25 protein-coding genes are annotated in these 21997 nt (G+C 60.4%); 12 read left to right on the forward strand and 13 right to left on the reverse strand.

Annotation, left to right across the window (positions count from 1 at the left end):
• Nucleotide 1 precedes the first annotated feature (1 nt).
• Nucleotides 2-646, reverse strand: a complete 645-nt coding sequence (locus tag CKW17_RS00665) for a TetR/AcrR family transcriptional regulator (RefSeq protein WP_095118249.1) — start codon at nt 644-646, stop codon at nt 2-4.
• A 143-nt stretch (nt 647-789) separates the two neighbouring features.
• Between CKW17_RS00665 and CKW17_RS00670 the strand changes: the two genes are divergently transcribed.
• Nucleotides 790-1248, forward strand: a complete 459-nt coding sequence (locus CKW17_RS00670; protein ID WP_095118250.1) for an N-acetyltransferase — start codon at nt 790-792, stop codon at nt 1246-1248.
• Here CKW17_RS00670 and CKW17_RS00675 read toward each other — a convergent pair.
• Nucleotides 1239-1547 carry a hypothetical protein gene (locus tag CKW17_RS00675; RefSeq protein ID WP_095118251.1) on the reverse strand — a complete coding sequence of 103 codons (309 nt, stop codon included), beginning with the start codon at nt 1545-1547 and terminating at the stop codon, nt 1239-1241. The two genes, CKW17_RS00670 and CKW17_RS00675, sit on opposite strands and share 10 nt — an antisense overlap.
• Before the next feature lie 156 nt (nt 1548-1703).
• Between CKW17_RS00675 and CKW17_RS00680 the strand changes: the two genes are divergently transcribed.
• A complete protein-coding gene (locus CKW17_RS00680) occupies nt 1704-3149 on the forward strand; it encodes a SulP family inorganic anion transporter (RefSeq protein ID WP_095118252.1) in 1446 nt (481 codons plus the stop codon).
• 557 nt (nt 3150-3706) lie between these two features.
• Here CKW17_RS00680 and CKW17_RS00685 read toward each other — a convergent pair.
• Nucleotides 3707-4219 (reverse strand): carboxymuconolactone decarboxylase family protein, encoded by a 513-nt coding sequence (locus CKW17_RS00685; protein ID WP_095118253.1) that lies wholly within the window; start codon nt 4217-4219, stop codon nt 3707-3709.
• 131 nt (nt 4220-4350) lie between these two features.
• Between CKW17_RS00685 and CKW17_RS00690 the strand changes: the two genes are divergently transcribed.
• The gene (locus CKW17_RS00690; protein ID WP_095118254.1) at nt 4351-5166 is read left to right on the forward strand and encodes an AraC family transcriptional regulator; all 816 of its coding nucleotides are present in this window, start codon (nt 4351-4353) and stop codon (nt 5164-5166) included.
• 3 nt (nt 5167-5169) lie between these two features.
• Here CKW17_RS00690 and CKW17_RS00695 read toward each other — a convergent pair whose 3' ends face one another.
• Nucleotides 5170-6063 (reverse strand): DMT family transporter, encoded by an 894-nt coding sequence (locus CKW17_RS00695; protein WP_095118255.1) that lies wholly within the window; start codon nt 6061-6063, stop codon nt 5170-5172.
• Nucleotides 6064-6152: 89 nt separating this feature from the next.
• Between CKW17_RS00695 and CKW17_RS00700 the strand changes: the two genes are divergently transcribed.
• From CKW17_RS00700 to CKW17_RS00710, 3 genes are all read left to right on the forward strand, one after another.
• On the forward strand, nt 6153-7484 hold the full coding sequence (locus CKW17_RS00700) for a PLP-dependent aminotransferase family protein (protein ID WP_095118256.1): 1332 nt from the start codon (nt 6153-6155) through the stop codon (nt 7482-7484).
• A 52-nt stretch (nt 7485-7536) separates the two neighbouring features.
• On the forward strand, nt 7537-7923 hold the full coding sequence (locus tag CKW17_RS00705; protein ID WP_095118257.1) for a cytochrome c family protein: 387 nt from the start codon (nt 7537-7539) through the stop codon (nt 7921-7923).
• A gap of 81 nt (nt 7924-8004) precedes the next feature.
• Nucleotides 8005-8298, forward strand: a complete 294-nt coding sequence (locus CKW17_RS00710) for a hypothetical protein (RefSeq protein WP_095119003.1) — start codon at nt 8005-8007, stop codon at nt 8296-8298.
• Here the strand turns inward: CKW17_RS00710 and CKW17_RS00715 are convergent, their stop codons facing one another.
• From CKW17_RS00715 to CKW17_RS00725, 3 genes are all read right to left on the reverse strand, one after another.
• Nucleotides 8299-9942, reverse strand: a complete 1644-nt coding sequence (locus CKW17_RS00715) for a diguanylate cyclase (RefSeq protein ID WP_095118258.1) — start codon at nt 9940-9942, stop codon at nt 8299-8301. It abuts the gene before it with no gap.
• Between the two features lie 147 nt (nt 9943-10089).
• Nucleotides 10090-10413 carry a hypothetical protein gene (locus CKW17_RS00720; RefSeq protein WP_095118259.1) on the reverse strand — a complete coding sequence of 108 codons (324 nt, stop codon included), beginning with the start codon at nt 10411-10413 and terminating at the stop codon, nt 10090-10092.
• A 164-nt stretch (nt 10414-10577) separates the two neighbouring features.
• Entirely contained in the window at nt 10578-11141 is a 564-nt protein-coding gene (locus tag CKW17_RS00725; RefSeq protein WP_095118260.1) for a chorismate mutase, read from the reverse strand.
• 200 nt (nt 11142-11341) lie between these two features.
• Here CKW17_RS00725 and CKW17_RS00730 point away from each other — a divergent pair, with 200 nt between their 5' ends.
• Together CKW17_RS00730 and CKW17_RS00735 are read left to right on the forward strand one after the other, a co-directional pair.
• The gene (locus CKW17_RS00730; RefSeq protein ID WP_095118261.1) at nt 11342-12697 is read left to right on the forward strand and encodes an MATE family efflux transporter; all 1356 of its coding nucleotides are present in this window, start codon (nt 11342-11344) and stop codon (nt 12695-12697) included.
• 74 nt (nt 12698-12771) lie between these two features.
• Nucleotides 12772-13329, forward strand: a complete 558-nt coding sequence (locus tag CKW17_RS00735) for a YceI family protein (RefSeq protein ID WP_095118262.1) — start codon at nt 12772-12774, stop codon at nt 13327-13329.
• 9 nt (nt 13330-13338) lie between these two features.
• On the opposite strand, the gene CKW17_RS00740 is transcribed toward CKW17_RS00735, so the two are convergent.
• Nucleotides 13339-13824, reverse strand: coding sequence for a hypothetical protein (locus CKW17_RS00740; RefSeq protein ID WP_095118263.1), 486 nt, complete (start codon nt 13822-13824; stop codon nt 13339-13341).
• A 151-nt stretch (nt 13825-13975) separates the two neighbouring features.
• Here CKW17_RS00740 and CKW17_RS00745 point away from each other — a divergent pair, with 151 nt between their 5' ends.
• Nucleotides 13976-14662, forward strand: a complete 687-nt coding sequence (locus CKW17_RS00745) for a GNAT family N-acetyltransferase (protein WP_095119004.1) — start codon at nt 13976-13978, stop codon at nt 14660-14662.
• Nucleotides 14663-14726: 64 nt separating this feature from the next.
• Here the strand turns inward: CKW17_RS00745 and CKW17_RS00750 are convergent, their stop codons facing one another.
• Nucleotides 14727-15167 (reverse strand): hotdog fold domain-containing protein, encoded by a 441-nt coding sequence (locus CKW17_RS00750; RefSeq protein WP_095118264.1) that lies wholly within the window; start codon nt 15165-15167, stop codon nt 14727-14729.
• 162 nt (nt 15168-15329) lie between these two features.
• Between CKW17_RS00750 and CKW17_RS00755 the strand changes: the two genes are divergently transcribed.
• Complete coding sequence (locus CKW17_RS00755; RefSeq protein WP_095118265.1) at nt 15330-15962, forward strand: TetR/AcrR family transcriptional regulator; 633 nt, start codon at nt 15330-15332, stop codon at nt 15960-15962.
• A gap of 183 nt (nt 15963-16145) precedes the next feature.
• On the opposite strand, the gene CKW17_RS00760 is transcribed toward CKW17_RS00755, so the two are convergent.
• On the reverse strand, nt 16146-16784 hold the full coding sequence (locus CKW17_RS00760; protein ID WP_095118266.1) for a TetR/AcrR family transcriptional regulator: 639 nt from the start codon (nt 16782-16784) through the stop codon (nt 16146-16148).
• An 85-nt stretch (nt 16785-16869) separates the two neighbouring features.
• Here CKW17_RS00760 and CKW17_RS00765 point away from each other — a divergent pair, with 85 nt between their 5' ends.
• Nucleotides 16870-17457: an NAD(P)H-dependent oxidoreductase gene (locus tag CKW17_RS00765; protein ID WP_095118267.1), complete on the forward strand. Its 588-nt coding sequence runs from the start codon at nt 16870-16872 to the stop codon at nt 17455-17457.
• A 96-nt stretch (nt 17458-17553) separates the two neighbouring features.
• On the opposite strand, the gene CKW17_RS00770 is transcribed toward CKW17_RS00765, so the two are convergent.
• Nucleotides 17554-18672: a P1 family peptidase gene (locus CKW17_RS00770; protein ID WP_095118268.1), complete on the reverse strand. Its 1119-nt coding sequence runs from the start codon at nt 18670-18672 to the stop codon at nt 17554-17556.
• 149 nt (nt 18673-18821) lie between these two features.
• Nucleotides 18822-19937: an extracellular solute-binding protein gene (locus CKW17_RS00775; protein WP_095118269.1), complete on the reverse strand. Its 1116-nt coding sequence runs from the start codon at nt 19935-19937 to the stop codon at nt 18822-18824.
• Between the two features lie 110 nt (nt 19938-20047).
• Here CKW17_RS00775 and CKW17_RS00780 point away from each other — a divergent pair, with 110 nt between their 5' ends.
• Entirely contained in the window at nt 20048-20827 is a 780-nt protein-coding gene (locus CKW17_RS00780) for a helix-turn-helix transcriptional regulator (RefSeq protein ID WP_095118270.1), read from the forward strand.
• 121 nt (nt 20828-20948) lie between these two features.
• Here the strand turns inward: CKW17_RS00780 and CKW17_RS00785 are convergent, their stop codons facing one another.
• Complete coding sequence (locus CKW17_RS00785) at nt 20949-21890, reverse strand: class I SAM-dependent methyltransferase (RefSeq protein WP_095118271.1); 942 nt, start codon at nt 21888-21890, stop codon at nt 20949-20951.
• Nucleotides 21891-21997: the final 107 nt, after the last annotated feature.

Genomic DNA, 21997 nt, shown 5'->3' on the forward strand with positions numbered 1-21997 from the left:
ATCACGTCGCAAACAAAACCCCACGAATCTCGCCCACCCGCGGCGCTACGACCACGCCCTCCAGCACCATCCGGGTAATCGTCTGCGCCGCCGTTTGATAATCCTCATCCTGCGGCACTTCGCGCCCCATGATCCGGCCCATCTGCCAGCCGATGTTGGTGTACGTGCGCGTCGCCGACCAGATGAACAGCATCAAATGCTCAGGATCCACCGGCGCGAGCAAACCGCGCTCGATCCAGCTGCGCAGGCATTCAACATTGCGCCGCGCTTCGGCATGCAACAGATCGCGGCACTCATCCGGCAACTGTCGAGCACCGAGCAGCAACTCGCCACTGAACACCTTGGCAATCGCCGGATGCTCGCGGGCAATCCGGATCCGTGCGGCGACGTAGGCGCGTAGCCCCGTTAGCGGGTCATCGCTTTCACGCAGCACTGCCGAGGCTTCCAGCAGCGGTTCGACAAAACCCAGCAGCACTTTGCCGTAGAGGTTTTCCTTGGTCTGGAAGTAGTAATACAGATTGGCCTTGGGCACGCCGGCACGCGCCGCGATATCGCGGGTCTGGGTGGCGTCGAAGCCGTTGGCGGCGAACTCTTCGCTGGCGGCGGCGAGGATCAATTGCTCGTTGCGGACGCGGATGGCGCTCATGGACACACAGGTTGGCTGGATGGCATGGAAAGGTTCTGGCGATTTTGGTTTCGCAATATACAAAACTATACAGCGATGAGGCCGGCACACTTGAAGGGCAGCGCTATGCTGTTTCGATCATTTCAGTGAAAAGGAGCACAGACATGTCAATTCAGGCACTGCGGGCGAACACGACGCATCTGGACGCGCTGGCGCCGTTGTTCGATGCCTACCGAGGTTTCTACGAGCAACCGTCGAACCTTGAGCAATCGCGTACCTTCATCGCCGAGCGCATGGCCGGCGATGAATCAACGATTTCTCTCGCGCAGGATGAACACGGCGAAGCGCTGGGTTTCGTGCAGTTGTATCCGACGTTCTCGTCCATCGATGCCCACCGTACCTGGCTGCTCAGCGACCTGTTCACCGCACCCGCCGCCCGTGGGCGCGGGGTTGGCCGACTGTTGATGAACATTGCGCGGGATTTTGCATTGGAGACCGGCGCCAAAGGACTGATGCTCGAAACCGCAACCGACAACTTCACCGCGCAGGGGCTGTATGAATCATTGGGTTATGTCCGCGATACGGGTTACTACACCTATTTGCTCGACTTGCGTCAGGGCTGAACGGCCGCCATCAGCATTTGCTCGATCTGCGCCAATTCCCAGGTACTGAGCAAACTCACCGGATCGGTGCCGTAACGCTGCCAGCTCTCCAGCGCACCTTCTTGCCCATCGTCGCTGCGGGCAAATTCACAGTGGTGTAACCGCCCACCTTCAACATCCAGCAGCAGGCGCCAGCCCTCAATATCGACCGCGACCAGCCCGGCCTCGGCAGGCCGCTCGCAGACTTTGAAAGCGAGCACACCCAGCGCAGCGTCACGCAGACGCTGGCAGACCTCGCGGGCGCTCAGAAATGCAGACATGTTCAACTCAACGGTTACCGGAACGCGTCAGCATAAAGCCCGAACCCACAAGTGTCAGCGTTCACTGGCCCGATCCGCGACAATTCCGTAACATCCGCAACCCTCTTTTTCCCGAACACTTGCAGCCGCGCTCAGTGGCTGCTCGATAGGTAAGCCATGAAACCGATTCGTCTGCGCGCCGATGTCCTGGCCGGACTCACCACCTCGTTTGCCCTGTTGCCCGAATGCATTGCGTTCGCGCTGGTGGCGCACCTCAATCCACTGATGGGTCTGTATGGCGCCTTCATCATTTGTACACTGACAGCGTTGTTCGGCGGCCGGCCGGGCATGGTCTCCGGCGCGGCGGGTTCGATGGCCGTGGTCATCGTCGCGCTGGTGGTGCAACACGGCGTGCAGTATTTGCTGGCGACGGTGTTGCTTGGCGGTTTGATCATGGTGGCGTTCGGGCTGCTGCGCCTGGGCAAACTGGTGCGCATGGTGCCGCATTCGGTGATGCTCGGTTTCGTCAACGGTCTGGCGATCATCATTGCGCTGGCGCAACTCGAGCATTTCAAGAGCGGTGAGGAATGGCTCAGCGGTACGCCGCTGTACCTGATGACCGGGCTGGTGGCGCTGACCATGGCCATCGTTTACCTCTTGCCGCGTCTGACAAAAGCGGTGCCACCGGCGCTGGTGGCGATCCTCGGCGTCGGCCTGTTGGTCTACCTGTTCGGCCTGCCGACCCGCACCCTTGGCGACATGGCGCACATTGCCGGAGGCTTGCCGACTTTCGCTTTGCCGGACATCCCGTGGAATGTCGAAACCCTGCGCATCATTGCGCCTTACGCGATTTTGATGGCGCTGGTCGGTTTGCTGGAAACCCTGCTGACGTTGAACCTCACCGATGAAATCACCGAAACCCGTGGCTATCCGGATCGTGAGTGCGTGGCGCTCGGTGCGGCGAATATGGTCTCGGGTGCGTTCGGCGGTATGGGCGGTTGCGCGATGATCGGTCAGACGGTGATCAATCTTAGCTCCGGTGGGCGCGGGCGTTTGTCCGGTGTGGTCGCTGGTGTGCTGATTCTGTTGTTCATTCTGTTTCTGTCGCCGCTGATCGAGCGTATTCCGCTGGCGGCGCTGGTGGGTGTGATGTTTGTGGTGTCGCAGCAGACTTTTGCCTGGGCGTCGTTGCGGGTGGTGAACAAAGTGCCGCTTAACGATGTGCTGGTGATCATTGCTGTGACCACTATTACGGTGTTCACTGATCTGGCCACTGCTGTGCTGTGCGGCATTATCATCGCCGCGCTGAACTTTGCCTGGCAGCAGGCGCGTGAGTTGTACGCTGATGAGCATCTCGAGGCTGACGGCAGCAAGCTTTATCGTCTGCATGGCACGTTGTTTTTTGCCTCGACTGCGCCGTTTCTCAATCAGTTCGATCCGGCTAATGATCCGGCTCGGGTGACTTTGGATTGTCGGCATTTGAGTTTTGTCGATTATTCGGCGATTGCTGCTTTGAAGACTCTGCGGGAGCGATATGCCAAGGCGGGGAAGCATTTGCAGGTGTTTCATTTGTCTGAGCGGTGCAAGAAGTTGTTGAAGCGGGCGGGTGAGGAGGATCACTGATTATCTGGCTGACCGGGTACATATCCGTTGCTGCGGGTGTTGCTGATTAGGGTTCCGCCCTTACGGCGGGTCACTTTTTCCAGACGCCGAAAAAGTAACCAAAAAGGCTTGCTCCTGCGTGCGGCCCGCTCGCTGGGGCTCGGGGTTCCTTCGCTCCGGGATCCCTCCGGGCGCATCGCCTACGGTTTGCTTCGCTGCACCTCCTCTCGATGCATTTGGCTGCGCCAAACGGTCGCTGCGCTCCCACCCCCGGATCAATCCCTCCACTCAGCCTTCCGACGTTGCCCGTGGATCAAGATCAAGAGCAGGCGAGCTGACACTCGGCCTATTGAGTGGTTAGAAGCGATGCGGTGCGAGGTGGGTACTGCTTTTGCTTTTCTGTGGGAGCGAGCCTGCTCGCGAAGGCGGCCTGCCAGCCGACCAATCTCTTGCTGATGTACCCGATCCAACTGTAGGAGTGAGCCTGCTCGCGATAGCGGTGTGTCACTCAAAGATGCTTTGAATGACACACCGCTATCGCGAGCAGGTCAGCTCCAACAGGTTTTGTGTGGCCGGATTCAGATGGCCGGGAAGTCGATATCGGTCAGCGCCGCGTTGTTCAGGTAGTTGGTCAGGCTCTGCACGGCCACCAGGGCAATCACTTCGATGATCTTCAGGTCGTCGATGCCGGCAGTGCGGGCGGCGGCGATCTGTTCATCGCTCAAATGGCCGCGGCTTTCGGTCAGCTGACGGGCGAGGGTGGCGTAGGCGTTGAGTTCGCCTTGGCGGGCGGCGGCGATGTCCTGGGCCGAGAGCCCGGCCTTGCCGGCAAACAAGGTGTGGGCCGCCAGGCAGTAGTCGCAACCATTGACCTGTGAGGTGGCGAGGTACACCGCTTCTTTTTCCTGGGCGCTGAGCGAGGTTTTGCCGAGGATCGCCGAGGCTTGTACGTAGGTTTCGAGGGCTACCGGTGCTTTGGCCAGGGTGGTGAAGACGTTGGGCAGGAAACCGATTTTCCTTTTCACGCCTTCCAGCACTGGGCGGCTGGCGTCGGTGGCGGTTTCGAGGCTGATAGCGTGGATGCGGCTCATGGGGATTCTCCGAGAGTCCGGTGCGCAGTGCGCCGGGGATGGAGGTCATGTTATTGAGTGAGGCTGGTGGATTGGCGGCAAATCGTCGAGGATATGCGGCAGATCGTCCAGATATGCTCTTGGAGTCGTCCATGGATCGCCTTTCAACATTGCTCAGCCATTTCGGCGTGTCTGCCGGGACTTTTCACAGCGGCGCGTTTTGCGGCGTCGCTGTTCATGAAAATGAGCCGGTCGGCCATGTGCATCTGTTGCAGGCCGGCGAGTTGCTGCTCAAGCCGGGCAGCGAACGCGAGATCCGCCTCAGTGAGCCGTCGCTGATTTTCTTCCCCCGACCCTTTGCCCATCGCATGTTCGCCGACGAGGCGATGGACACCCAAGTAGTCTGCGCAACGTTGACGTTTGATGGCGGTTCCGGCAATGCACTGGCGGCGGCGCTGCCGGATTATCTGGTGCTGAAACTGACGGACATCCCGGAACTGGGCAACACCGTCGAATGGCTGTTCAAGGAAGCGTTCGAAGGGCATTGCGGGCGGGTGGCGGTGATGGATCGCCTGTTCGAACTGCTGGTGATTCTGCTGTTACGGCATTTGATCAGCAGTCGCGAGCAACAACCGGGGATGATCGCCGGACTGGCTGATCCACGTCTGTCGCGTGCCTTGAATCTGATGCACGAGCAACCAGAAAAACCGTGGAGCGTGGCGGATCTGGCCTCGGTCGCCAATCTGTCCCGCGCCGGATTTGCCGAGCAGTTTCGCCGCGTTGTCGGGCAGACGCCGGCCGATTATCTGCTGAGCTGGCGCGTCAGTCTGGCGCAGAAGCGCCTGCGTGAAGGCAAGCCGATTGCGCTGATTGCCGAGGAGGTCGGTTACGAAAGTCCGTCGGCGCTGGCCCGGGCGTTTCGGCGCAAGACCGGGCTCAGTCCGCGGGAGTGGAAGGCGGGCGCCTGAGGCTCATTTGGCGAATTTCTTCGCCCCGGCCACACACAGAATCACGCCCAACGTCACGGCGAGCATGCCGAGGCTGACCTGTTCATGCAGCAAGGTTGCCGCAAGCGCCAGACCAAAAAACGGCTGGAGCAATTGCAACTGACCCACTGCCGCTATCCCGCCCTGAGCCAGGCCGCGATACCAGAACACAAAGCCGATCAGCATGCTGAACAGCGACACATAGCCCAGACACAACCACGCCGACAGACTGATCGTGCTGAACGAGGCGGGCGCCAGCCACAGACTCAAAAGCGCCATGAGCGGTAGCGACAGCACCAGCGCCCAGCAAATCACCTGCCAGCCGCCGAGGGTTCGCGACAGCTTCGCGCCTTCGGCATAACCGAGGCCGCAAGCGAGAATGGCAGCGAGCATCAACAGGTCACCGGTGGGCGAGGCAGTCAGACCTTGCGCAATCGCGAAGCCGACCACCAACGCACTACCGAGAATTGAAAAAACCCAGAACACCGGTCGTGGCCGCTCACCGCCGCGCAGCACGGCAAAAATCGCCGTGGCCAGTGGCAGCAATCCGACAAACACAATCGAGTGCGCCGACGTCACGTGTTGCAGCGCCAGGGCGGTCAACAGTGGAAAGCCGAGCACTACGCCCAGCGCGACAATCAACAGCGACAGCCACTGATCGCGCGCCGGGCGCGGCTCGCGAAACAGCCACAGCAGCGCTACCGCCAATACCCCGGCGATCGCGGCGCGGACCACGGTGAGAAACACCGGATCGAACTCCAGCACCGCCAGGCGCGTGGCGGGCAGCGAGCCGCTGAAGATGACCACGCCGATAAAACCATTGATCCAGCCGCTGGTTTTTTCCACTGCCGGGGTCGTCAGATTCGAGGTTTGTTCCATAGCAGATCACGCTCAGAAGTGGGTTGCGTTGCCGTGATGCTAGAGCCGAGAATCAGCACAATCAAAAAATTGTCATGGATACATCCGGCATGCCACGTTCGCGCTACAAGACCATCGTCGATGCCTATGCGGCGGACATTCGTTCGGGGCAGTTGCCGCCGGGTACGCGGTTGCCAACTCACCGGCAACTGGCTGCTGAGGAAGGGCTGGCGCTGGTCACGGCCTCGCGGGTGTATGCGGAGCTGGAGGCCATGGGCCTGGTCAGCGGCGAAACCGGGCGCGGCACGTTTGTCCGCGAAACCTCGCTGTCGCCGGGGCAGGGCATCGATCAGAAAGACGTGGCGGTCGGCATGATCGACCTCAATTTCAATTACCCGTCGTTGCCCGGTCAGGCCGATTTGTTGCGCAGCGCGTTGCGCCAATTGGCGTTGTCGGGCGATCTGGAGGCGTTGCTGCGTTATCAGCCGCACGCCGGCCGTGCCCACGAACGTGCGTCGGTCGCTCGGCATCTGTTGACGCGCGGGGTGACTGTCGACGCTGAGCAGGTGCTGATCGTCAACGGCGCCCAGCAAGGCCTTGCGGTGACGCTGATGGCGCTGCTCAAACCCGGCGATGTGATTGCCGCCGACGCGCTGACCTATTCCGGCTTCAAGGTCTTGGCCGACGCGTTGCATCTGGAAGTCGTGGCGATCCCGTTCAACGATCAGGGGCCGGATCTCGCGGCGCTGGACAAACTCTGTCGCAGTCGCTCGGTGCGCGCCGTTTACAGCATGCCGACGCTGCACAATCCGCTGGGTTGGGTGATGCCCTTGGCGCAACGGGAGCAGTTGGTGGCGATTGCTCGTCGGCATGATCTGACGATCATCGAAGACGCGGCCTACGCGTTCCTGGTGGAAAACCCACCCCCGGCGCTGGTCGATCTGGCGCCGGAGCGCACGGTGTATGTCTCGGGTCTGTCGAAAAACATCGCCACTGGCCTGCGCGTTGGTTTCATTGCCGCCCCGACCGACGTGGTGCCAGCACTGGAACGCATCATCCGCGCCACGACCTGGAACACGCCGGGCGTCATGACCGCCATCGCCTGTGGCTGGCTCGACGACGGCACAGTGAGGTTGCTCGAGGAGCAGAAACGCAAAGATGCCAAGGCGCGGCAGGCGCTGGCGGCCGAAGTGTTGAAAGGATTGCCCAGTGTTGGCCATCCGGCGTCGTATTTCCTGTGGTTACCGTTGCCGGAGGATGTGCGCGCCGACCAGATTGTCGTCGAGCTGATGCACGAGCAGATTTCCGTCACCACCGCCGAGCCGTTTTCGGTGTCGGGTCATGCGCCGCATGCGATTCGCCTGGCGCTGGGTTCGGTAGAGATGGATGTGTTGCGCCTGGCATTGATCAAAATCAGCAGGATCATTGGCGCTTACCGGTAAAAACAAAATGCTACCCTTGCGCCGCACGATGCAGACCGACCCGGAACCCTCAATGAAAAACACCGCTGCACTGTCACTCGCCGTGATTCTTGGCACCAGCCTGTTCAGTCCATTCAGCCATGCTGCAGGCGACCCCGAAGCCGGCGCGAAAATCTTCCCGCGTCTGTGCGGCGGCTGCCATCAGGTCGGCGAATCGGCCCGCCCGGGATTCGGCCCACAACTCAATGGCATCATTGGCCGGGCTGCCGGTACCTCGGCTAATTACGTGTATTCCGATGCGATGAAGAACTCAGGAGTGACCTGGGATCGCGAAACGCTGATCGCGTATCTGAAGGATCCGAAAGGTGTAGTGCCCGGTACGCGGATGATTTTCTGGGGGTTGAGTGATGAAGAGAAACTCGACAATCTGCTGGCATACCTCCAGACCTTCACGCAATAACGGTAGGAGCTGCCGAAGTCCCTGATTGAAAATGACATGAAAAAGCTATTCGGCGTTTTTGCCGACTTCAAGGAACCCACCATGAAATCTTTGCTATTGGCAGCGCCGCTGTTGCTTGCCACCGGACTGGTCCACGCCGGCATTCCCCTGCTCAACGCTACGTGCCCGGGCAAGATCGAAGTGCACGCCGATGAGGGCGGTCCGATCTACATCAATGGCAAGGAAGGCCAGTTGAAGAAATTCAACGACAACTACTTCGAAGCCAAAGGCGCTGGCGTGATCATTTCCCTGAGCATCAATCCCGACGGTTCGCCTGCGGTGTCGTACACCGGGAAGAACAGGGCCAACGGCATTTGTGAAGTGAAGCAGGGCTGATCACGCCACCTGATTACGGCCCGCAGCTTTGGCTTGATAGAGCTGCTGATCGGCGCGTTTGATCAGCGCACTGTGGCTGTTGTCGGCCGGATCCGCCAGGCCGACGCCGATGCTCACCGTCACATTCCCGACCGCAGGGAAATCGGCCTCGGCAACCGCCGCGCGAATCTTCTCGGCGACCACTTCCGGGGTGTCGGGTTGGGCGATTTCCGGCAACAACACGGCGAACTCTTCGCCGCCATATCGGGCGACGAAATCGGTGGTGCGCAGGCTGTTCTGAATCAACTGTGCCAACTGCTGTAGTACCTCATCCCCCACCGCGTGACCGTGGGTGTCATTGATTCGCTTGAAGTGATCAGCGTCGATCAGCAGCAGGGAAAACGGACGTCCGGTGCGGCGGAACAGCAGTGTGTATTCGGTGAGTTTTTCATCGAAACGGCGACGGTTGTACACGCCGGTCAAGCCATCGTGAGTCGCCAGGCTCAACAGTTCGGCGTTGGCCTGCGTCAGCGCCGCCGTGCGTTGCGCCACGGTGGCTTCCAGCGAGGCATTGGCCTCTTGCAGTTCGCGCTCTTTACCGAGCAGCGATTGCGTCATTGCATCAATGGACTGGCCGAGCTGAGCGATTTCCAGTACCGGGTGTTGCAGCGGGAATTGCGCGCCAGGCTCTTTGTTCTGGACCTTTCGGGCCGAACGGGCGAGCTGTTCGATCGGGCGGCTCAGGTACAGCGCCAGGTAATAGGCCACCAGCCCGAACAGCACTGCTGCGGCCACACCCAGGATCAGCAATTTGTACATCAGCAGGCGCGCCGGTTGCAGCGCGGTTTGCAATGGCTGGCGCACGGCAATCGACCACGACAGCGCCGTACTCGGTGGCGTCGGTACCGTGACCATGCTGGTGAGAAAGCCGTTACCCGCGGTCCAGTCCTGCAATTTTGAATCAGTCGCCGCCAGTTGCTGGCCCATCAGTGCTTCGGGATAGAGAATCTTGCCATCGTGATCGATGATCAACGCTTCGATATCCGGCATTGAATTTTTATGCGCAAACGCCGCCGACTCAACAATGCGCGTCACCCAACTCCAATGTGCGTGGGCGCCCAGTACACCAATCACCTGACCTTCGGCGTTGTGGATCGGCGCGGCGAAATCGATGAAACGCAGTGGCTCACCGTTCGGCAGCCCCGGCAGCATTTTCGCCAGCAGCACCGCTTCATGAGGGTCGCCGGTGTACTCACTGCGTAAGCCGGCCTGGAACCACGGCCGCTGTTGCACCGATAGGCCGACCAGCAAGCCGTTCACCGCCTGATGCACTTTGCCCTCGGCATCGGTGACGCCCATCCACGCGTACTCGGCGCGCGCTTGGGTGCGCAGCTGCATCGATTTGAGAATGGCCGGGTTGTCCAGATCGCCACGCTCCAGATGCGGCGCGCGGCTGAGCAGATAAACCTCCAACTGGCGTTCGCGCAGTTGTTCACCCAGCAACGATGCCGCCGAGCGCGCCGTGTTGAGCAGCGCATTGCCGCTGGCCTGCTTCATTTGTTCAGTGGCGATGTGACCCACATAGAAGCCCACGCTGAGCAGCGTCAGCAGAGATAAACCGGCAAACCAAAGGGTGAGGTGGCTACGCAGACTGGCTTTGAGCATGGGCAGGCGAGGTCTGTTTTGGAGTTGTGGCCGCATGGTATGCGCAATGGGCGGTGGGTGACCAGTCGGGGAATGGATGGTTGCGGGCAGGAAAAAGCCCGGCTGATCAGGCCGGGCTTTTCAGGGGATTGCAGTGAAGCCAGTGACTTATGCGACGCGGCGTTCGATCAGACGATCGGAACCACCCTCGGCAACACGGCGTTCGATCAGACGATCAGAACCACCTTCAGCAACGCGGCGCTCGATCAGACGATCAGATCCACCTTCGGCAACGCGGCGTTCGATCAGGCGATCGGAACCGCCTTCGGCAACACGGCGTTCGAGCAGACGATCGGAACCGCCCTCAGCTACACGACTTTCAATCAACTTGTCCGAGCCGCCCTCTGCGACCTGGGTGTGTGCCGGGGTGGCGGCAAAAGCGTTAATGGCGAAAACCGAGAAAGCGATGCTGAGAAGGGTCTGGCGTTTCATGATCGTGTGCTCCGGGGTGTTGTTGGTTGGTATGGAGCTGATGTTACGCCGTGGATTTTTTATGAGAACTTCATTGCCGTGATGGTGAACATCGACCGCAATGATGGTTCACCAATCCCCTGTAGGAGCTGCCGCAGGCTGCGATCTTTTGGTCTGGCCGTTTCTCAGCGCGAGTTCGCCGCCCGCACACACAACTCACCGGTCGCCCGTGTCAGGGCCAGTTCATGCAGCGCATCGTGGGTCAGGCCACTGCGCGCCTTGGCCAGCCACACCGGGCAATTCGAATCATGGCGATACGGCGTGAAGTCAGCGTATTGCTGCAAGAGCCGGGTTTGCAGTTCATCCAGACGCGGGCGGATCTGCTTGCCGAGGTCGGGGCGCGGAGTATCCGGCGCGATACCGGCCGCTTGCCATTGCGCGAGCAAACCGTACTGCACCAGTTTGTTCGCCTCCATTTGCGCAGCAATCAGTTGCGCCACGTCTTCGGGGTCGAGCTGGCGCTCGGCGGCCAGCGTACGGGCATTGGCAATGACCTGTGCCTCACGCGGGCTGTCCTGAATCGGCTTGCCGCTGTCCCATTTGGTCAGTGCGACGAGGTCGCCGATGTTCAGGCGTTCGTTGAGTGTTTCCAGCAACGGCTTCAAGGTTTCGCCGGGCGCGGCGGCGTGAGCGCTGCTGGCGAGCAGAGCGAGGAGGGTGCCGGTCAACAGATTGGCAAAGGGCGGCATGAACAGAGCCTCAATGGGAGCAATGGGAGTGGGCAGTTGTTTACCACAGCGCTGAACCGACACCTACAGATCCGTGCCAATTACACAGGCGTAGGCACCGGCAATAAACACCGATTTGAAATGTTAATTGCGCCCCGCGTGCAACTCGCCGAAGCTATCCTCCATCAGCCCTCCCGCCGTTCGAGATGGACCTCTATTCAATGCAAGCTGCCGCTCAACGCCCACTCTGGCACACCTACCTGCTGTTCCTCGCACCGATGGTGCTTTCCAATTTTCTGCAGTCGATGTCGGGCACGGTCAACAGCATCTACATCGGCCAGATGCTCGGCACCCAGGCGCTGGCGGCGGTGTCGGGGATGTTTCCCGTGGTGTTCTTTTTTATCGCCCTGGTGATCGGCCTCGGCGCGGGCGCCGGTGTGTTGATCGGTCAGGCGTGGGGCGCACGTGAGCCGCACATGGTCAAGGCGATTGCCGGGGCGACGCTGTTGCTGGGCGTATTGATCGGTCTGGTGGCTGCGGTGTTGGGGAGCGTGTTCGCGCGGCAGGCGCTGACGGGGTTGGGGACGCCGGCGGATGTGCTCGACGATGCGGTGGCGTATGCCCATGTGATGATGTGGATCTTGCCGTCGCTGCTGGTGTTCGTGTTGTTTACGCAACTGTTGCGCGGGGTCAGCGATACGCTGTCGCCGCTGCTGGCACTGGTTGTGTCGACCTGTGTCGGACTGGCCCTGACCCCGGCGCTGATTCGCGGCTGGTTCGGCTTGCCACAAATGGGTATCCAGAGTGCGGCGTACGCGGGGCTGGCGGGTAATCTGGCGGCGATGGCGTGGTTGTCCTGGCGGTTGATCAGAAAGGGTCATCCGTTGGCGCCGGACCGAGAGTTCTTTGCCGCGCTGCGCCTCGACGGGGCGATTCTCGGCAAGGTCTTGCGCATCGGCCTGCCGACTGGCGTGCAGATGATTGTGCTGTCGCTGTCGGAGCTGGTGATTCTGGCGCTGGTCAACCAGCACGGCTCGCAAGCGACGGCGGCGTATGGCGCGGTGACGCAGATCGTCAACTATGTGCAGTTCCCGGCGTTGTCGATTGCGATCACTGCGTCGATTCTTGGCGCACAGGCCATTGGCGCCGGGCGGCTGGAACGCATGGGGCCGATTCTGCGCACCGGACTGTTGATCAACGTGTGCCTGACCGGCGGTTTGATTTTGCTCGGTTACCTGTTGTCGCACTGGCTGCTGGGGCTGTTCCTGACCGAGGACTCGACCCGGGCAATGGCTGAGCATCTGCTGCACATCATGTTGTGGAGCCTGTTGGTATTCGGCTTCCAGGCGATCATCGGCGGGATCATGCGCGCCAGCGGCACGGTGTTGGTGCCGGTGATCATTGCGATCATTTGTGTGGTCGGCGTGCAACTGCCGGCGGCGTACTGGCTGGACGGGCAATATGGTTTGCAGGGCGTGTGGATGGCGTTTCCGGTGGCGTATCTGGGCATGCTGGTGTTGCAGACCCTGTATTACAGACTGGTCTGGCAGCATCAGAAGATCGAGCGTCTGGTGTAAACGCTGGCGTAACAGTCGGATGTTTGCTTAAGTCAATCGAGGCCCTCGACGGCCAGCCCCGCCCGGAGAATCCCATGTCGATCCGATTGCTGCTGGCTGCCGCGTGTTCGCTGTGCGTCGTTTGTGCCGCGCAGGCTGTCGAATACACGCGGGTCAACACCACCGCCAGTCAGATCAGCTTCACCTACAACCAGATGGGCTCGCCGATGTACGGCACCTTTGGCAAGTTCGAGGCGACGCTGGACTTTGATACCGACAACCTCGCCAACGCCCGTACCACGCTGCACATTGACCTCAACAGCATCGATGCCGGCAGCGAAGACGCCAACACCGAGCTGGTAAAACCGGCGTGGTTCAACACCGAAAAATTTCCCGTGGCGGTGTTCGAATCCCGACGTTTCACCCAAGTGGCCGAGCGTCGCTATCTGATCGACGGACAACTCACCCTCAAGGGCATTACCCGCGAAGTGCAGGTGCCGGTGGAATTGAAACCGGGCAGTGCCATCGGCATTTTCGACGGTGACCTGGTGCTCAAGCGCGACGAGTTCGGACTCGGCGCGGGGGAGTGGGCGGACACGGTGGTGTCCAAGGACATCGCCATCAAATTCAAAGTGGTGGCGCCGCAGCAGTGACCTCGTCAGTCAATAAAACCGGTCCTGTTCTTTCATCGCCTGAATCTGCCAGAACGTCCTGCCGGAGATCAGCAGAAACAGCAACGCGAGCAACACACCACCGCTCATGATGTAGAAGCTCGTACGGTAACTCTGCAACTGGCTGGCAATGCAGCTTTTATCTGGCATCCACGGCGACGCCAGCAGGGTGATCGGGCCATCGACTTCATACTGGGTATGCTCGACGTAGCGTTCGTCGGCGTGTTGCCCTTCATGGGGCTGGCCTTGGGCATCCGTGTATTGATAGTGAATGACCTTGCCATTGGCGTTCATTGGAATCTCTTCCAGTGCCGTGACACTGCCACGGGTTTCCACACCGTTGAAACTCAGCGCGCCATAAAGCATGCCCGACTTGTGAGCCATTGCAGCGAGCAGCAGCACCACGCAGCAAGCAACGGTCAGCATGACGATACGGTTGTAGAGTTGATCCTTGGCAGCTTCGCGCGGGTAATACATGGCCGATCCCTGGTGGTGATTTCTGTAGGAGACCGTTACATCGGCGCTCGGAAAAGGAACTTTAGACGTCCGCCGGGCCGGTCACGGTATGATGTCGCGGTTCGTCGACCGCTGCGGTTGTCGGCAACGCTTTTTACCGTCGGAGTTCGTCATGCCACGCATCACCCATTACAAAACCCCATGCCCCGAAGGCGTCAACAGCCAGATTCTGCAACTGGTCGTCGACTACCTGACCGACATCAGCGCGGTCGGTCTCGGCCCGAGCAACCTGCTGTACAACGTCTATCAGTACGCGGTCGGCTATGAGGTGCATCTGTATCTGGAGGCGTTGAATGGCGAGAAGGGCACCGACGTCGAGTTGCTGGTCGCCACCGACGAGGATGATCCGGAGCAAGTGATCGGCTTTCTGTTGTACCTGCCGGTGCAGGGCGATTGGGAAGCGTGCAGCGTCGCCTACATCGCCGTGCGCGAAGGACATCGGCGTCAGGGTGTGGCGCGGGCGATGATCGGCGAAATGCTCGGGCGTTATCCCCACGCGGAACTGGCCTGCACGGTCGGCAAAGTCCCGTACTTCGAAGCGTTGGGCTTTGAGGTGATTGGCCAGCGTGAAACCCAGGTGTTGATGAGCACCCGGCATTACCGCAGTAATGGCCTGCGCGGATTTATCGACACCACGCCGATTTACCGGTCGCTGGAGGTGCAGCAGATCCACACCTATCTGCTGCAGAAAAACGGCAAACGCGCGATGCTCGACGCCGAGAAACAGCGCGATCGACACCTCGATCAGACCAGCCGTCATGTCGAGGAGTTTGTCCGCCAGCGTCTGACTGTGCACTGACACCTCATCAGCGAAAAAGCCCTTGCTATGGATCCCGCAGCAAGGGCTTTTTTATACGCGTCATTCAGCCGAGTTTGACGTTCATGGTGATCCGCGCCGTGAACACGTGCTTGCCCTCGGTGTCGTGAATATCCACGGTGACGATCTTGTCGCCTTCGCCCTGCCAATCCACGCCTTCACCACTGGCCACCGCCGTCACATCGGTTTTTGCCTTGGCCAGATACTCCACAGTCATGCCTTTGGGGATCCAGCGTGCGCCGGCCGGGATCGACACGTCGGTCATCATCCCGGCGGCGAGTTCTGCGGCGTTGCACATGGCAATCGCATGCACGGTGCCGAGGTGGTTGGTGATCTCACGGCGGAACGGCACTTGCACCGTCGCCGCATTCGCGCGCAACTCGGTCACCAGTGGGTTGATGCTGCTGAAGTACGGCGCGACCTGGCAGGCCATCTGGCTGAATGCTTGCGGACCTGCGCTGTTGAACATGCTGAGAAACTGACTCATGGAAAGCCTCGCGGAAAGTGATTTTGCAGAATGATGTTCCGTTACAGAATAATATTCTGTAACGGAACGGTATTCTGTCTGCGGGAAATCTGTCAACCTGTGCGTGTTTTTTCATGGGCACGACGTGTGCCTTTCAATCCCGATTTTCAGGCAGTGAGCCGCATGGACACCGCAGATCTACTTGAACGCAGTTACCCCGGCCGCCGCGCCGAACTCAAGCGCGATATCTTTCGCAAGGCGTTAAGCCTGTTCAACGAGCAGGGGATCGAGGCCACCACCATCGAGATGATTCGCGCCGAGTGCGACACCAGCGTCGGGGCGATCTATCACCATTTCGGCAACAAGGAGGGCTTGGTCGCGGCGTTGTTTTTCACCGCGCTGGAGGATCAGGCGCGCCTGCGCGATGCCTATCTGGAGGCGGCGAAAACCACCGAAGAAGGTGTGCAGGCGCTGGTGTTCAGCTACGTCGATTGGGTCGAACGTCAACCGGAGTGGGCGCGCTTCCAGTACCACGCGCGGTTTGCCGTGACCAAAGGGCCATTCAAGGACGAACTGGCCGAGCGCAACAAAACGCGCAATCTGCGTCTGCGCGACTGGTTGGCCGAATCGGGGCGCGCTGCCGAACTCAAGGCGCTGCCCGCCGAGCTGTTGCCGTCGTTGATCATTGGTCAGGCCGACAGTTATTGCCGTGCCTGGTTGGCCGGGCGGGTGAAGGGTGGACCGGCGGAATATCGCGCGTTGCTGGCGCAAGCGGCCTGGCGCTCGATTCGCGTCGATGCGCTGCCGGACTGCTGATTTACGCAGACAAAAAAAGAGCCTCAAAGCTCTTTGATGGGGAGGAAGTAGAGCCCTCGAGGCTCAAGATGCGCATGAAGCCAGACACGGGCTTGATTGGGGTTCAGAGCACCCGTGCCTACGCAGCGCTCGATAGAGCGGAGCCACTGCGTGATTCCATCCTAGGAGTGTGCAACTGGCGGCTCAAGTACCGCCAGTCGCCCGGGCGGCGGCGCGTTCGACCATGGCCAGAATGGTCGCGAACAACTCGTCGCTGGCCTCTTGCGCGCTGATTTCACCGTTGGCGGCCGCGTGCGACAGCGCTTCGGCGGCGCCGAGCATGGCGCGCAATCCAGCCTGTGTGATCTGCCCGCCGCTGGCGTGCGGTGTCAGATCACGGCGGCATTTTTCGAGGAAGATCGCCTCGTACTCGCGCTTTATCTTCTCCAGTTCCGGGGAACTCGCCAGCGCGGCGATGATCCCCGGAATTTCGTTGCCCTGCAGCATCACGCACTCAACGTACGCCGTGGCAATCACCGAAGCGATGCCGGTCAGTGTCGGTTCGCTCTGGGCGATTGCAGCGTCCATCAGCACCGTCTGTCGTGTGTCGAAATCCCGATAGAGCGCCGCGAGCAATCCGGAGCGCGTGACGAAATGGTCGTACACCACCGGCTTGGTCACCCCGGCTTTTTCCGCCAGATAGCCAAGTGTCAGGGCGTCGGTGCCTTCGGCGCGGATGATTTGCCAGGCGACATCAAGCAATTGGCGCAAGCGGTCCTCTCGCGCCAAGCGACGGCGTGGTTGCGCAGGGGCGTTTTGTTGTGAAGTTTTACCGGTTGACATGCTTATCTACCAAACGTAGCTTACTATTCGTAACTTACTCTGAGTATATAAGCCTTGGTGAGCAATCACCAACCGGAGAATTGCCATGCACGCCTTGATCGTCGTCGCGCATCACGACCCGCACTCGCTGACCCACAGCGTAGCCACACAAATTGCCGCAAGCCTTGTTCAGGCCAACCCGGCCAACGCCTTTGAAATCGCCGATCTCTACGCCGAAGGCTTCGAACCACGTTTCGGCGCTGCGGATTTCGCCGTGCATCACCGGGAGTCCGCGCCGCCTGCGGATGTGCTGGCCGAGCAGGCACGCATCGACCGCGCCGATACCTTGGTGCTGGTGTACCCGGTGTACTGGTGGTCGATGCCGGCGCTGCTCAAGGGCTGGATCGATCGGGTCTTCAGCAATGGCTGGGCCTTCGATTTCACGGGGGAGCTCAAGCATGTGAAGAAGCTCCAACGCCTGCGTGTGCATCTGGTTGGTCTCGCTGGCGCGGATTCGCGGACTTATGAGCGCCATGGTTATGGCGCGGCGATGAAAGCGCAAATCGAACACGGGATTTTCGATTACTGCGGCGCGACGGTGTTGAGTTCGACGTTGCTGCCGGAATCGGAATTGCGCGATCCGTCGGAGCAATTGGCAGTTGCAAGGGAACTCGGTAGCCAAATGCTCACATAACCCCTGTAGGAGTTGCCGAAGGCTGCGATCTTTTGATCTTGTTCTTAAAATCAAAAGATCGCAGCCTTCGGCAGCTCCTACAGTGTTTTTGCGGTGTCAGCGGGCGCCGGGCCAGCCTGAATTTTCGAGGGCTGCGAGCAGGGTTTGCACATCCAGTCCCGGTACGGAATGCCCATTACCTTCGGTGCCGTCACTGGCCAGCAACGCATTGATGATCGCTTCTTCAACCGCTTCGGTCGCGGCCAGAAAAAGCTCGCTGATATGGTCGTTATTGACCATGCACAAGCCGTCACAGGTCGGCGCGCCTTTGCCTTCGTAGGCGGCGGGCGGTACGTGATCATTACCCGTGGCAAACGCGATGAAAATGTCGCCGCTATGATCTTCGTTGCCGCCGCCGGTGCGCGCCAGGCCGAGGCTCGCGCGCTGTGCCAGACGTGTGCACTGATGCGGCAACAGCGGCGCATCTGTGGCCAGACACACAACAATCGAACCCATGCCCGGATGCGGCAACGCTGCGCGCAAGAACGGCGAATCTTTCTGTTCCATGTAGCGCCCGACCGGGTAGCCATCGACCCGTAACTCACTGCGAATGCCGTGATTGGCCTGCACGATCGCGCCGACGGTCCAGCCACCCTGAGCACGGCTCAACCGCCGCGACGAGGTGCCGATGCCGCCCTTGAATTCATGGCAGATCATGCCGCTGCCACCGCCGACCGCGCCCTCGACGACGGGGCCGTCGACGGCTGCGCTCAGCGCTTCGGCGACGTGTTCAGGCTGCACGTGAAAACCGTTGATGTCATTGAGCAAACCGTCAAAAGTTTCCAGCACTACCGGCATGTTCCAGTAGAGGCGACCGTCGTCGGGTTGCTGCTGGCGATCCAGTGCTATCAAGGCATCGCGCACTACACCGAGGCTGTGGGTGTTGGTGAAGGCAATCGGGCTGGTCAGCAGACCCGCCTCGCGAATCCACTCAAGTCCGGTGGCGTCGCCATTGCCGTTGAGCACATGCACGCCGGCAAAACACGGCTGCTGATTGGTCGAGCCCGGGCGCGGTTCGATCAGTGTGACGCCGGTGCAGATGTCGCGCCCGGCGTTGCTGCGTCCGCGCACATTGCTGTGGCCGACGCGCACGCCAGGTACATCGGTGATGGCGTTGAGCGGGCCGGGATGCAGTTGGCCGATGCGGATGTTGAGGTCACGGGCACGAGGTTTCATTGATTTCTGTCTCTCTAAAAAATGTCTGGTGAATCACAAAACCTGTAGGAGTGAGCCTGCTCGCGATAGCGGTTTGTCCGGCAAAACAGTGTTATCAGGCAGACCGCTATCGCGAGCAGGCTCACTCCTACAGGGGGAATGCGTTGTTCTTACTGGCCGTTCTTGACCTTGCTCCAGACCCGCGTGCGCACCCGTTCGGTGGCTTTGGGCAGGGGTTCAAGGGTGTATAGCGTGGCCATCGCCGTGGCCGATGGATAAACCGCCGGGTTGTCCCGAGTCGCGGCGGCCACCAGCGCTGTTGCCGCGCGATTGCCATTGGGGTACGACAGATGATCACTGACTGGCGCGATTACTTCGGGGCGCAGCAGATAGTCGATAAAGGCCAGACCCTGAGGACGATTCGGCGCGTCCTTGAGCAGCACCAGCGTGTCGAACCACACCGGCGCGCCTTCCTTGGGCAGGCTGTAGGCGATCTTCACGCCGTTGTTGGCCTGCTCGGCATTGGTCTTGGCCTCCAGCATCGCGCCCGACCAACCGACCGCCACGCAAATGTTGCCGTTGGACAGGTCGCTGATGAATTTTGACGAGTTGAAGTAAGCGATGTGCGGGCGCAGTTTCAGCAGCAGCGCCTCGGCTTTTTTATAGTCATCAGGATCGGTGCTGTTCGGTGGCAGCCCCAGATAATGCAGGGCGACCGGCAGCATCTCCGACGGCGAATCGAGCATCGCTACACCGCACTGGCCGAGTTTGGCGAGGTTGTCTGCGTTGAACACCAGATCCCACGAGTCCACCGGCGCCTTGTCGCCGAGCGCCGCGCGCACTTTGTCGATGTTGTAGCCGATGCCGTTGGTGCCCCACAGATACGGCACGGCGTATTGATTGCCGGGATCGTTGTTGGCCAGTTTCGCCAGCAGGTCGCTGTCGAGATTCTTCCAGCCCGGCAGTTGCTCGCGCGGCAGCGGGGCGAGGGCGCCGGCCTTGATCAGCGTCGGCAGGCTGAAATTGCTCGCCACCACCACGTCGTAGCCGCTGCGGCTGGTCATCAGTTTGCCTTCGAGGACTTCGGCACTGTCGAAGGTGTCGTAGACCGGCTGGATACCGCTGTCGCGCTGGAAATCGTGGAGGGTGTTCGGACCGATATAGTCGTACCAGTTGTAGACGTGCACGCTCGGTGCGTCGGCGGCCATGGCAATTGAGCTGGCGCTGAGACCGGCCAGCAGGCCCAGTTTTATGCTGAGGTTGATACAGCCACGGTGACGACGCATGATGCGGCACTCCTGGCCTGTGCAGGCCGGTGATGAACAGGAGTGCTCAGCCTATCGGGCCGGTCACGCCTGACCCATTCCCATCATGGGTTACTCAAAAGGGGTAGTGCGTGGACGCGTTGTTGCAGGAACTGCCGGTGCATCAAAGCCTGGCGCGGGTATTTGCCAGTGTCGGTCAGGACGGTTTCTGGCGTGCGCTGGTGGACACGTTACGGCTGTTGGTGCCGCTGGACAACGCGCTGGTGGCGCTGATGCAAGCCGGGCAGGCGCCGCAGTTGCTGATCGACTTCGACAGCAAGGGCCGCCCCGACGAGCAGGAAGAACTGGCCGGTTACAGTGCCGGCATGTACCTGCTCGATCCGTTCTATCAAAGCGCATCGACCGGCATTGCCGACGGCTTGCACAGCCTCGCCTCGGTCGCGCCGGACCAGTTTCTGCACAGCGAGTACTACCAAAGCTATTTTCGTTCAGTGGTCGGCGAGGACGAGTTGCAGTTCATGATCAACGTCGAGGGCGGCGTGCTCGGTTTGTCACTGGGGCGCTCGACGCCATTCGATATGGCCGAGCAGGGCCGGTTGCTGTGCGTGCGCGATTGGGTGCTGGCGGCGATGCGTCGGCATGTGCATTTGCTGCCGCCGCAGGGCGCGGTGGCGCAAACGGTGGTCGGTGATCTGGCGACGTTGCTTGACCGTTTCGATGCGCGGCTGACGGTGCGCGAGGTCGACACGGCACGGCTGATTTTGCAGGGTTTCTCCAGCAAGGCGATGGCCCAGCAGATGGGTATTTCGCCGGAGACGGTCAAGGTGCATCGGCGCAATCTGTATCACAAGCTCAATGTCACCGGGCATGGCGAGTTGTTTGCGCTGGTGTTGCGCCCACCAACTCCCTGACCCAACACAATCCCCCTGTAGGAGTGAGCCTGCTCGCGATAGCGGTGTGTCAGATATCACCTATTTGACTGATAGACCGCTATCGCGAGCAGGCTCACTCCTACAAGGGATCTTCTGGGTGTCAGATAGTGCGCTGGAAGACCAATGCCTTGAGTCCGCTTTCTGGATCAATGTCCGGAAACTCCGGCGGGTTCTCCAGCCGCTCTACAAAGCGCAGGCTCGGCGCTTCCTGCGTCACGCCATCAATCAGAAAGTCCGAACCGAACGCCGGATCATTCATGCACGCCAGCACGGTGCCGTTGGCCGTGAGCAGTTCCGGCAAACGACGCAGCACGCGCTGGTAATCCTTGGTCAGCAGGAAACTGCCTTTCTGGAACGACGGCGGGTCGATGATCACCAGATCATACGGGCCACTGTTGATCACCTTGCCCCAGGACTTGAACAGGTCGTGGCCAAGGAAACTGACTTTGCTCAAGTCATGGCCATTCAAACGATGGTTGTCACGGCCACGGCTCAGGGCGGCGCGGGACATGTCCAGGTTGACCACATGGCTGGCACCACCCTCGATGGCCGCCACGGAAAAACCGCAGGTGTAGGCAAACAGATTCAACACGCGTTTGCCGTCGGCCTGTTCGCGCACCCAATTGCGCCCGTAACGCATGTCGAGAAACAGCCCGGTGTTCTGCTTGCGACCGAGGTCGACGCGGTACTGCAAACCGTCCTCGACGATGCTCATTTCGTCGATTTCATCGCCCTGCAACCATTCGGCAGTGCTTTGCGGCAAGTAGCGATGCTGGATCAGCAACGTGTGCGCGCCGGACTGTTTCCATTCGGCGGAACCGGTGAGTTCCAGCAGCAGCACCTTGAGATTGTCCAGCTGCTCAGGCGCTGGTTCCTTGAACAGCGACACCAGCACCACGCCTTGCAGCCAGTCCACGGTCAACTGCTCCAGCCCCGGCCAGCAGCGTCCGCGCCCGTGGAACAGGCGACGGGTTTCGCTCGGCGCTGCCGCGAGGGCCGGCAGCAGATGGGCATAGAGGGTGGCGAGGGCTTCAGGGTTCATCGGTCAGGATCGGCAAGCAAAAGGGCCGGCATTTTAACCACAAATACGCCGTCACGAACGATTGCCTGCGACGGGCAAAAATGGCCTTTCGCAAAAGACCTGTATCA

The sequence above is a fragment of the Pseudomonas sp. Irchel s3f10 genome, from assembly GCF_900187515.1.
Classification (GTDB): domain Bacteria; phylum Pseudomonadota; class Gammaproteobacteria; order Pseudomonadales; family Pseudomonadaceae; genus Aquipseudomonas; species Aquipseudomonas tensinigenes.